Below are 11,685 nucleotides of genomic sequence, written 5' to 3'. Positions count from 1 at the left end.
AGGACGCCAACTAGAGTGAGCTACGCTCCGTCTGTCGGGCAGGAGCGCAACCGCTCATGAGAGGCGCGTATGAGAACAATAAAAACCTACAAAACGCTGACGATTTTTTTCCTGTTCCTGATTGGCGTGGTCAATTACCTGGACCGCAGCGCCTTGTCTATCGCCAACACCACCATTCAGCACGACCTGGCAATCAGCCCCATGCAGATGGGGGTGATGCTCTCGGCCTTTTCCGTGGCCTACGCCTTTTCGCAGTTACCCCTTGGCGCCTTGATCGACAAACTCGGCAGCAAGCTGGCGCTGGGCGGATCGCTGGTCGTGTGGTCGGTGGCGCAGGCGGCTTTCGGCCTGTTCAGCAGCTACGGGCATCTGGTGGGGCTGCGGGTATTGCTGGGGATTGGCGAGGCGCCGGTATTTCCTTCGGCAGCCAAGGCCCTGTCCGAATGGTTCGACACCCAGGAGCGTGGCACGGCCACCGGCTGGGTCTGGTCATCGACCTGCATCGGGCCATGCCTGGCGCCACCGTTGCTGACCGTATTCATGGTCCATCTGGGCTGGCGCGGGATGTTCATCCTCACCGGAATCATGGGGCTGTTGCTGGCACTGTGCTGGTTCAAATTCTACAAAAGCAAAGCCCAGTACATGGCTGAGACGGGCCGTGCCGAGCCGGTGGCGGTGCAACAGCACAAGGCGCCGAAGGTGGCCTGGACCTCACTGTTCAGAGACCGCAACACCTGGGGCGCGTTTCTCGGATTCATGGGCGTTATTTACATGATTTGGCTCAACCTTACCTGGTTGCCCGGTTACTTTGAGCGCGAGCACGGCCTGGACCTGTACCGCACGGCCTGGGTGGTATCACTGGCTTATCTGTTCGGCGCAGTGGGCACCATCGTTGCGGGCAAATGCTGCGACCGTCTGGTGGCGCGCGGAATGCGGGTTTTGGCCAGTCGCAAGCTGATGGTCATCCTGGGCCTGCTCGGCGGGGCGCTGTTCACCCTGATCGTCGCCTTCACCACCAACGTGGTGGCGTGTGTGGTGCTGCTGTGCCTGACCATGTTCTTCATAAATATCTCAAGTGCCACGGCGTGGATGATCGTCAACACCATCGTGCCTTCGGAGCGGGTGGCGTCGTTCGGTTCGATCCAGAACTTTGGCGGATACCTGGCAGGCTCCGTGGCGCCGATCCTGACCGGCTTCAGCGTGCAGCAGAGCGGCTCGTTTTCCACGGCGTTTGTGATCAGTGCGGTGGTGGCGGTGTGTTCAGCGTTTGCATACTTCGCGCTGCTCAAAGAGCCGGGTATACCCGTAGAACCGCGGGCCAAGCACGATGGCGCACCAGCAGTGGCCTAAAAGCGAACCTCTGTAGGAGCGAGCTTGCTCGCGATCTTTTAATCGCAAGCGACGCGGTATTGCCAGCTCCCACAGACATGTCCCCGCCATCAATGAAAGTTTTGTAAGAAACGGCCGAATTAATTTTCGCAACGTGCCGTACGGCTAAGCTGATCTCTGCCTGTCACTGGTGAGTAAAGCGCGTGAAAAAAAGCCGACAACACAAGACTGCATGGGCGCTTGGCGTTCTGCTCCTGATTTGTATCGCCGTGGGCCTGTGGTTTTACCTTTCGCACGGGCAGCCTGAAAAACTGCCTCCCGTGCGTGGTGAGCCCGTAGCCGCCAGTGCCGTGGTGCTGCAAGACGTGCCGGTCTTTATCGATGCCCTGGGTACCGTGACCCCGACCCAAAGTGTCACGGTCATCACTCAGGTCGACGGCATTCTGGCGACGGTGGAGTTCAAGGAGGGCCAGCGGGTACGCAAGGGGCAGGTGATCGCCCGGATCGATGACCGTGCACTCAAGGCTCAGTTGGCTCAGGCCAAGGGGGTACTGGCCCACGATCAGGCCGTGTTGAGCAATGCCCAGCGCGATCTGCTGCGTTACCGCGAATTGATCAAGGCCGGTTCCATCAGCCAGCAAACCCTCGATACCCAGGTTTCCACCGTGGCCCAGCAAGCAGGCACGGTGGCCGCCGATCTGGGCAGCGTGCAGAACCTCGAAGTACAGCTCAGTTATTGCACCATCACCTCACCGGTAGACGGTGTGGTCGGTTTACGTCAGGTCGACCCCGGTAACTATGTGACCACCGCCAGCACCACCGGGATTGCGGTGATTACCCAGATGGTTCCAGCCACGGTGGTATTTGCCGTCCCTGAAGATGACCTGGGTGCGATCAATCAGGCCATGACGGCCGGCCAGGTCACAGTGCTGGCCTATGACCGCAACAAGCACAAGCTGTTGGCCAGCGGTCACTTGCTGGCGCTGGACAATCAGGTCGACACCAGCACCGGCACGATCAAGGTCAAGGCGCAGTTCAATGAGGCGGGCAGCGCCCTGTTCCCCAATCAGTTCGTCAATGCGCGCCTCCAGGCCGATACCCTGAGCCAGGTGCCGGTGGTGCCGACCCGGGCAATTCAGCATGGCAGCAAGGGCGATTTCGTGTTTGTGGTCACGGGTAACAAGGCCAGTCTGCGCACTATCAAGTCCGGCCCGGCCATGGGCGATGTAACCGCGGTTCTGGATGCCGGGGTCAAGTCCGGGGAGCAGGTGATCACCGAGGGCGCCGACAAACTGGATGACGGTTCGGCTGTCAAAGTAGTCGCCCAGTGAGGCCGGTCCGATGAATATCTCGCGGCCTTTTATCGAGCGCCCGGTTGCCACCTGCCTGTTGATGGTCGCCGTGTTGCTGCTGGGGATTCTGGGCTATCGTCTGCTGTCGGTGTCGGCCTTGCCGGAAGTGGATTACCCGACCATCCAGGTGTTTACCCAATACCCTGGCGCCAGCCCGCAGGTCATCAGCTCCTCGATCACCGCGCCCCTTGAGCGTCAGCTGGGGGAAATGCCCGGCCTCAAATCCATGAGCTCCACCAGCTCCGATGGCGCCTCGGTGGTGACCTTGCAGTTTGATCTGGCGTTGTCGCTGGACGTCGCCGAGCAAGAAGTACAGGCGGCGATCAACGCGGCGGGGACTTTCTTGCCGGCCAACCTGCCGTACCCGCCGGTCTACAGCAAGGTCAACCCGGCGGATGCGCCCGTGCTGACCCTGTCCCTGACATCCGATGTGTTGCCGCTGACCAAGATCGAGGACCTGGCCGATACCCGGCTGGCGCAGAAAATCTCGCAAATCAGCGGCGTCGGCCTGGTCACCATCAGCGGAGGACAGCGCCCGGCCGTGCGGGTTGAGGCCAACACCTCGGCACTGAACAACCTGGGCCTGTCACTGGATGATTTGCGCACCTCGCTGGGCAACGCCAACGTCAATCAGGCCAAGGGCAGCATCGACGGCAAGTTTCAGGCGTACTCCATCGGCGCCAACGACCAGTTGCAATCGGCCGAAGAGTATCGCGACCTGGTGATTGCCTATAAAAACGGCGCACCGATTCGCCTGTCGCAAATCGCCAGCTCGACCCAGGGCCCGGAGAACCCGCGTCAGGCCGCCTGGACCAACGAAACGCCGTCGATTGTGCTGAGCATCCAGCGCCAGCCCGGGGCCAACGTGATTGAGGTGGTCGACCGGGTGCAACAACTGCTGCCCAAGCTGCGTGCCAGCCTGCCGGGCACGCTCAAGGTGGCGGTGCTCACTGACCGCACCCAGACCATTCGCGCCTCGGTCACGGATGTGCAATACGAACTGGGTGTGGCCGTCGTGCTGGTAGTGCTGGTGATTTTCCTGTTTCTGCGCAATGTACCGGCCACGATCATCCCCGCGGTGACCGTGCCGCTGACCTTGCTCGGCACCCTGGCGGTGGCCTATGCGCTGGGTTTTTCACTGAACAACCTGACGCTGATGGCCTTGACCATCGCCATAGGTTTTGTGGTGGACGATGCCATCGTCATGATCGAAAACATCACCCGCTACATCGAGGCCGGAGACACGCCGCTGCAAGCCGCGCTCAAGGGCTCGGAACAGATCGGTTTCACCATTATTTCGCTGTCCCTGGCCCTGATCGCGGTGATGATCCCGCTGTTGTTCATGGGCGATGTGGTGGGGCGGCTGTTTCGCGAATTTGCCATGACCGTGGCCGTGACCATCGTGATCTCGGCCCTGATCTCGCTGACACTGACGCCGATGATGTGCTCGCGCATGCTCAAGGTGCATACCGCAGAGCGTAAAGAGGACTTTTTTGACCGGATCAACCGCCACTATGTGCGCGGGCTCGACTGGGTGCTGGCGCATCGTACCCTGGCGCTGTGCTCGGTGGTGCTGACTGCACTGCTGACCCTGATGACCCTGGTGCTGCTGCCCAAAGGCTTTTTTCCCGAGCAGGACACCGGCCTGATTCAGGGGATTTCCCAGGCGGCGCCGACCATTTCGTTCCAGCAGATGCAGGTCGAGCAACAGCGTCTGGCGTCGCGAATCCTGCGTGATCCGGCGGTGTTGAGCCTGTCTTCGTTTGTCGGCATCGACCAGACCAACCCCACGATCAACCAGGGCAACCTGCTGATCAACCTCAAGCCACGGGGCGAGCGCGACAGCAGTGCCGTGGTGATTCGCCGGCTGTCCGATGCCAACGCCGATGTGGCCGGGATTCGCCTGTACCTGCACTCGGTGCAGGACCTGACCCTGGATGCCACCGTGGCTACCACCAGCTATCAACTGGGCTTGCAGGCTACCGACCCGGACGTGCTGGAACAGTGGACCGGCACGATGATCGCGGCGATCAAGAAAGACCCGATGTTCACCGATGTGCAAAGCCAGGCCATGCAGTTTGGCAATCAGATCCAGTTGAATTTCGACCGGGCCACCGCCTCGCGCCTGGGCATCACCCCGCAGGCCATAGACGATGTGCTGTATGACGCGTTCGGCCAGCGCCAGGTGTCGACCATCTATACCCAACTCAACCAGTATCACGTGGTGATGGCCACCGACCGGCCGCCGAAAAATCTGGCTGACTTGCTCACCGGGCTCTACGTCAATATCCCCGGTGGTGGTGTGGCGCCGCTGTCGAGCATGGCAACGATGCAGGTCGAACGGGTGCCGCTGACCATCAACCGCCTGGGGCAATTCCCCTATGCCGATATCTCCTTCAACCTGGCCCCCGGCCAGACCCTGGGCGCGGCGGTTACCCGGCTCCAGGCAATAGAACAACAGGTGCAATTACCGGCGTCGTTGCAAGCCTCCCTGCAAGGCGCGGCCGCCACGTTTGAGGCGTCATTGTCCAATCAGGTGTTGCTGGTGCTGGCGGCGGTCGTGGTGGTGTACCTGATGCTGGGGATTCTCTACGAGAGTTTCGTGCACCCGATCACCATCCTCTCGACCTTGTTGTCGGCGGCCCTCGGTGCGTTGCTGGCGCTGATGATTACCGGCACCCAGTTCGACATCATCGGCCTGATCGGCATCGTGCTGTTAATCGGCATCGTGATGAAAAACGGGATCATGATGGTCGACTTCGCCCTGGAACTGGAGCGCAAGGACGGGTTGAGCCCGGTGAATGCGATACGCCAGGCGGCGGAGCTGCGTTTCCGTCCGATTCTGATGACCAGCATGGCCTCGCTGTTCGGCGCGGTGCCGTTGGCCCTGGGCACCGGCATCGGTTCGGAACTGCGCCATCCGCTGGGGATCGCGATCATCGGCGGGCTGTTGCTCAGCCAGTTGCTGACGCTGTTTTCAACCCCGGTGATCTTTCTCGCCATGCATGACCTCGGCCAGCGCCTGAGCGGTCGGCGTGCGGGCAGGGCGGACTGATGCGATGAACCTCAGCGCGCCCTTTATCAAGCGTCCGATAGCCACCACCCTGTTGGCCATTGGTTTGGCACTGTTTGGCGCGCTGGCGTTCAAACTGCTGCCGGTGGCGCCATTGCCGGAAGTGGATTTCCCCACCGTCAGTGTCAGTGCCAAGTTGCCGGGGGCCGATCCGCATACCGTTGCCACCTCGGTAGCGACCCCGCTGGAGCGTCAGTTCGGGCAGATTGCCGGGGTCACCCAAATGACTTCCTCCAGCACCCTGGGTTCGACCCGGATCAACCTGCAGTTCGACCTCAGCCGCGACATCGATGGTGCCGCCCGGGATGTGCAGGCGGCGATCAACGCCGCCCGCACCAACCTGCCCAGCGACCTGTCCGGCAACCCGACCTACCGCAAGGTCAACCCGGCGGATTCGCCGATTCTGATCATCAGCCTGACCTCTGACAGTGCGACCCCGGGGCAGATGTACGACGTGGCCTCGACCTTGCTCGAACAGCGGCTGTTGCAAACCGCCGGTGTCGGCGATGTAACCGTGGGCGGCGGCGCCTTGCCTGCGGTACGGGTCGAGCTCAACCCCGATCGCCTCAACCATTACGGCATCAGCCTGGAGCAAGTGCGGCAAGTCATCGCCGCCGCCAACGTCAATCTGCCCAAGGGCACGATTGAAATCGGCCCGCAGAACCACGTGCTGGCAGCCAATGACCAGCTCTACAACGCGGCGGATTATGGCGCTCTGGTGGTCAAGCAGAACAACGGTGACCTGGTGCGTATCAGCGACCTGGGGGACGTGCGCGAGGACGTTGAAGACCTGCGCAACTTCGGCCTCTACAACGGTCAGCCCTCGGTACTGCTGGTGATCTTTAAACAGCCGGGCGCCAACGTGATCGACACGGTGGATGCGGTCAAGGCCGAGCTGCCGTTCCTGCAACAGTCGATCCCGGCGTCGATCAGGCTCAATATTCTGATGGACCGCACCACCACCATTCGCGCCTCGTTGCTGGATGTGGAACTGAGCCTGCTGGCCTCGATCATTCTGGTGACGCTGGTGACCTTTGCGTTCTTCCGTGACTGGCGCAGCACCCTGGTGCCTGCCATCGTCGTGCCGCTGTCGCTGCTGGGTACGTTCGGGGTTATGTATTTTCTGGGCTACAGCCTCAATAACCTGTCGCTGATGGCGCTGACCATCGCCACCGGGTTTGTGGTGGATGACGCCATCGTGGTGGTGGAAAACATCATGCGCCATCTTGAGCGTGGCGAGTCGCGGGTTCAGGCGGCGCTGGCGGGTGCCAAGGAAGTGGGCTTTACCGTGCTGACCATCAGTGTGTCGCTGGTGGCGGTGTTTATTCCGCTGCTGTTGATGGGCGGGATAGTCGGGCGGCTGTTTCGCGAATTCTCGGTCACGCTGTCGGTGTCGATCGCCGTGTCCATGCTGATCTCGCTGACTGTCACGCCAATGCTGGCCGCAGTCTTGCTGCGCACTGCGCCGCAGTCCGGCCATTCAGAGAGGTCGCAGGGCTCGCGGTTTCATCGTTTCTATGACCGCACCCTGGGCTGGGTGATCGACCACTCCCTGCTGATGGGCCTGGTCACGGTACTGGTTATTGGGCTGGCGGGGGTGCTCTACGTACTGGTGCCCAAGGGCTTCTTCCCCCAGGAAGACACCGGGCGCCTGAGTGGCAGCATCATGGCTTCGCAAAGCATTTCTTTCGGCGCGATGCAGAAGGACTTTCTCGAAATCAACCGCAAGGTCATGCAGAACCCCAACGTCGAGGCCGTGGGTGGATTTGTCGGCGGTGCGGGCGGCGGTGGCGGTTCAGTCAACAGCGGGCAGATGTTTATCTCACTCAAGCCCCTGGGTGAACGCAAGGACAGTGCCGACCGGATCATTGGCCAGATACGCCAGCACCTGGGGGATATGCCGGGCACCCGGATGTACCTGCAATCGGTGCAGGACATCACTGTGGGCGGGCGCCAGAGCGGCGCGCAATACCAATACACCATGACCGCCGACGACCAGAGCACCCTCGACGAATGGGTGCCCAGGGTGGTGGCGGCGCTGCATAAATTGCCGCAGCTGACCGATATCAATACCGACCAGCAAGACAACAGCCTGGAAGCCAATGTGCAGATCAATCGCGATGCCGCATCACGGCTGGGGGTCAGCATGTCGGCGATTGACCAGACCCTGTACGACGCGTTCGGGCAACGTCAGGTGTCGACCATTTACCGCTCGGCCAACCAGTACCACGTGGTGATGGAAGTCGCGCCGCAATATTGGGCCGACCCCTCGGCCCTCAAGTCGATCTACCTGCCCCAGGGCAGCGCGACCGCGAGCAAAACCGGCACCGCGCCCAACCTGGCAGACACTGCCAACGCGACCCTGATTCCTTTGTCGGCGGTGGCTCAGCAGTCGATTGCCCGTACCGCGATTTCCATCAGCCACCAGGGCACCTTTCCTGCGGTGACCGCTTCTTTCAACCTGGCGCCGGGGGTGTCAATCGGGGAGGCCACCGCACTCGTGGATGACGCGGTGGCGCAGCTGCGAATGCCCGCCAGTGTGGTCGGGCAATTCGCCGGTACGGCGCAGGTGTTTCAATCGTCGGTTTCCAGTGAGCCGCTGCTGATTCTGGCCGCGATCATTTCGGTGTATCTGGTGCTGGGGATTCTCTACGAGAACCTGGTTCACCCGCTGACCATCCTTTCGACCTTGCCCTCGGCCGGGGTCGGGGCGCTGATTGCCTTGCTGCTGACCGGCACAGAGCTGTCGATCATTGCACTGGTGGGGGTCATTTTGCTGATCGGTATCGTCAAGAAAAACGCCATCATGATGATCGACTTCGCCATTACCGAACGCAAAGAGCAGGGGTTCAGTGCCAAGGAAGCAATTCGCAGCGCCTGCCTGATACGTTTCCGGCCGATCATGATGACCACCCTGGCGGCGATTCTCGGTGCCTTGCCGCTGGTGCTGGGCAGCGGCTATGGCTCGGAATTGCGCCGCCCGTTGGGGATTTCGATTATTGGCGGGTTGCTGTTCAGCCAGGTGCTGACGCTGTACACCACCCCGGTGATTTACCTCTGGCTGGACCGTGTGTCACAGCGTTTGCGTCGGGCGCCCAAGGAGACAACCCCATGAATCTCAGACCGCTGCTGTTGGCCGCCACCATTTGCCTTGCGTTGGGCGGCTGCATGGTGGGCCCGGACTATCAGAAACCGGCGATGCAATTGCCCATGGACTTCAAGGAAGGCCTGCAATGGCAGAGGGCAGTGGCCAACCCGCAAGGCGCGCTGGCCAGTCAATGGTGGCTGGAGTACCGCGATCCGCTGCTCAATGACCTGATCCAGCGCTCGGCCACCGCCAACCAGTCGATAGTTGCGGCCGAAGCGGCGTATCGACTGGCCATGGCGCAGGTCTCATCCAGCCGCGCCGGTTTGTGGCCGACCCTTGGCGTGGGCTTGTCCGGATCGCGGGGGACGGCAGGCAGCAGCACCGGTACCAGCACCAGCTCCACTTCCGCAGTGGCGAATTCGGTCAGCGCCACCTTGACCGCCAGCTGGGAGCCGGACCTGTGGGGCCTGGTGCGCCGGGGCATCGAGTCGAGCAACGCGGCTGCCCAGTCCTCCGACGCTTTGCTGGCCGGGGTGCGCCTGTCGATCAGCGCCAGCGTCGCCAGCAATTACCTGGCCCTGCGCCAACTGGACATCGACGTCGGCCTGTTGCAGCAACAGCAACAAATCAACCAGAAACTGCTCGACATGATCCAGGCTCAATACCAGCAAGGCACTGCCGCCAATGACCAGTTGCTGCAGGCCCAGGACCAACTGAGCACGGTGGTAGCCGCCCTGCAAACCGCCCAGCGTTCGCGTGAACAGTACGAACATGCGCTGGCGGTGCTGGTGGGGGTAGCGCCCTCGCAGTTCAGTGTGGCGCCCAAGGGGCAATACGCGTTTGTGGTGCCGCGTCCGCCGTTAACTCTGCCCTCCAGCCTGCTACTGCGCAGGCCCGATGTGGTTTCTGCCGAACGCACGGCGGCAGCGGCCAATGCCAAAATCGGCGTGGCACAAGCAGCGTTTTTCCCGACCCTGGACCTGACGGCCGAAGCCGGGTTTCGTGGCAGTGCATTGGGCGGCTTGTTCAGTGTGCCCAACCGCATCTGGACCCTGGGCCCGGCCCTGGCCGAAACCATTTTTGACGGCGGTGCGCGGGAAGCGGCAGTGCAACAGGCGCAGGCCAGTTATGACCAGGACGTGGCCAACTACCGCGGAACCGTGTTGTCAGCCTTGCAGAATGTCGAAGACAACCTGTCGGCGATCAACCACCTGCAGGTACAGGCAGACACCTACCAGCAGATATATCAGCGCAATCAACAATTGTTCGGCAGCCAGCAAGCCCAGTTGAAAGCAGGGACCGTGAGTCAGCTCAACGTCCTGACCCAGCAATTGATTCTGTTGCAGACCGAGCAAAACCTGCGCGACACCCAGGCCCAGCTGAGCCAGGGCAGCGTGGCCCTGATCCAGAGCCTGGGAGGCGGCTGGCAGACGAAAGCGCAACCGTAAACCCGACCCATAGGAGCGAGCTTGCTCGCGAGCTCTTCAAGGGCTCGCGAGCAAGCTCGCTCCTACGGGGTTATGGGGTTGCTCTAACCCGGTGACTGCAACGCCTGCGCGCCGTCGGCCTGCTTGCCCGCCCTGGCCGAACGCATCAGCATCAAGGCACCAATCAATGCCGTTACCGCCAGAAAGTACATACCGGCATGGGGGTTATTGAACTGCTGTTCGGCCCAGGTTTTCACCGTTGGCGCGAGGAACCCGCCGAGGTTGCCCAGGGCGCCGATCACCGCAATCCCGCTGGCCGCTGCTGCACCACCAAGAAAGCGGGTCGGCAGGGTCCAGAACAACGGTTGCACGGTGATGAACCCGGCCGCCGCCAGGCAGAACGCCAGGATTACCAGTGGCAGGCTGGCGCTCAGGGTCGAACCGACCATGCCCACGGCCGCCAGCGTCAGCATGATCGCCGCGAAGCGGGTTTGCTGGCCTTTACGGTCAGCATGCCGGGTCACGGCATACAGCACGCACACCGTGGCAATCCACGGGATGGAGGTCAGCAGGCCAACCTTCAGGCCAATGCCGGTCCCCAGCAGTTCGGCGATCCGGGTCGGTAGATAAAACAGCACGCCATACACGCTGACCTGAATCGTGAAGTAGATCAGGGTGAAGTACAGGACCTTGGGGTTGATCAGCGCGGCGCGCCACGAAGACGGGCCTTTATTGGCTTTGAGTTGTTGTTCTTTTTCAAGCTCGTGCTCGATGGCTGCCTTTTCATCGCGGCTCAACCACTTGGCATCCCGCGGTTTGTCGGTCAGGTAAAAGAACGCAAACACGCCGATGATCGAGGCCGCGAGGCCTTCGGTGACAAACATCCATTGCCAGCCGGTGAGGCCGAACTGGGCGGTCTCCAGCAGCCAGCCCGACACCGGGCCGCCCACCATCAACGACACCGGCACCCCGAAGTAGTAAATGCCATAGGCCGAACCGCGCTGGTTCTGCGGGAACCAGTAGGTCAGATACAGCACCACGCCCGGCGACAGGCCGGCTTCGGCCACGCCCAGCAGAAAGCGCAGGATGTAGAAGCTGGTTTCGTCGTGGGCAAACATCATGGCGGCCGAGACCAGGCCCCAGGTGACCATGATCCGGCTCAGCCAGATACGCGCGCCGACCTTGTGCAGCATCAGGTTGCTGGGCACTTCAAACACGGCATAGCCAATAAAGAAAATACCCGCGCCCAGCGCAAACGCGGCGTTGCTCAGGCCGGTGTCCGCCTGGAAGGCATGTTTGGCAAAACCAATGTTGGAACGGTCGATGATCGCCATGGCGAACATCAGGGCGACAAAGGGCAGGATGCGCCAGCGGATTTTGCTGAGCGCCTGTTTCAACGCGGGGTTAGACATGAAG

6 protein-coding genes are annotated in these 11,685 nt (G+C 61.6%); 5 read left to right on the top strand and 1 reads right to left on the bottom strand.

Annotated elements, in window-relative coordinates; genetic code table 11:
- The first annotated feature begins 69 nt into the window (after window positions 1-69).
- The 5 genes from ACP7BO_RS06010 to ACP7BO_RS05990 all read left to right on the top strand — a co-directional run bounded on the left by ACP7BO_RS06010 (window position 70) and on the right by ACP7BO_RS05990 (window position 10,290).
- Window positions 70-1,350: an MFS transporter gene (locus ACP7BO_RS06010; protein WP_426209120.1), complete on the top strand. Its 1,281-nt coding sequence runs from the start codon at window positions 70-72 to the stop codon at window positions 1,348-1,350.
- Between the two features lie 182 nt (window positions 1,351-1,532).
- Entirely contained in the window at window positions 1,533-2,660 is a 1,128-nt protein-coding gene (locus ACP7BO_RS06005) for an efflux RND transporter periplasmic adaptor subunit (protein ID WP_161718059.1), read from the top strand.
- 10 nt (window positions 2,661-2,670) lie between these two features.
- Window positions 2,671-5,736 (top strand): efflux RND transporter permease subunit, encoded by a 3,066-nt coding sequence (locus tag ACP7BO_RS06000; RefSeq protein ID WP_426209118.1) that lies wholly within the window; start codon window positions 2,671-2,673, stop codon window positions 5,734-5,736.
- 4 nt (window positions 5,737-5,740) lie between these two features.
- Window positions 5,741-8,869 (top strand): efflux RND transporter permease subunit, encoded by a 3,129-nt coding sequence (locus ACP7BO_RS05995; protein ID WP_426209116.1) that lies wholly within the window; start codon window positions 5,741-5,743, stop codon window positions 8,867-8,869.
- A complete protein-coding gene (locus tag ACP7BO_RS05990) occupies window positions 8,866-10,290 on the top strand; it encodes an efflux transporter outer membrane subunit (protein ID WP_161718065.1) in 1,425 nt (474 codons plus the stop codon). Before ACP7BO_RS05995 ends, ACP7BO_RS05990 begins: the two co-directional genes overlap by 4 nt.
- Window positions 10,291-10,373: 83 nt before the next feature.
- On the opposite strand, the gene ACP7BO_RS05985 is transcribed toward ACP7BO_RS05990, so the two are convergent.
- Window positions 10,374-11,681, bottom strand: a complete 1,308-nt coding sequence (locus tag ACP7BO_RS05985) for an MFS transporter (RefSeq protein WP_426209114.1) — start codon at window positions 11,679-11,681, stop codon at window positions 10,374-10,376.
- Window positions 11,682-11,685 lie beyond the last annotated feature (4 nt).

This window comes from Pseudomonas sp. TWR2-1-1 (assembly GCF_049897045.1).
Taxonomy (GTDB): domain Bacteria; phylum Pseudomonadota; class Gammaproteobacteria; order Pseudomonadales; family Pseudomonadaceae; genus Aquipseudomonas; species Aquipseudomonas versuta.
Note: the sequence above shows the minus strand (reverse complement) of the source record. Positions and strands in the feature narration are given on the sequence as shown.

Excerpts from the sequence above, each read along its gene's own strand:
- ACP7BO_RS05985 (WP_426209114.1), bottom strand. The coding sequence starts at position 11,681 with ATGTCTAACCCCGCGTTGAAACAGGCGCTCAGCAAAATCCGCTGGCGC.
- ACP7BO_RS06010 (WP_426209120.1), top strand. The coding sequence starts at position 70 with ATGAGAACAATAAAAACCTACAAAACGCTGACGATTTTTTTCCTGTTC.
- ACP7BO_RS05995 (WP_426209116.1), top strand. The coding sequence starts at position 5,741 with ATGAACCTCAGCGCGCCCTTTATCAAGCGTCCGATAGCCACCACCCTG.
- ACP7BO_RS06000 (WP_426209118.1), top strand. The coding sequence starts at position 2,671 with ATGAATATCTCGCGGCCTTTTATCGAGCGCCCGGTTGCCACCTGCCTG.
- ACP7BO_RS05990 (WP_161718065.1), top strand. The coding sequence starts at position 8,866 with ATGAATCTCAGACCGCTGCTGTTGGCCGCCACCATTTGCCTTGCGTTG.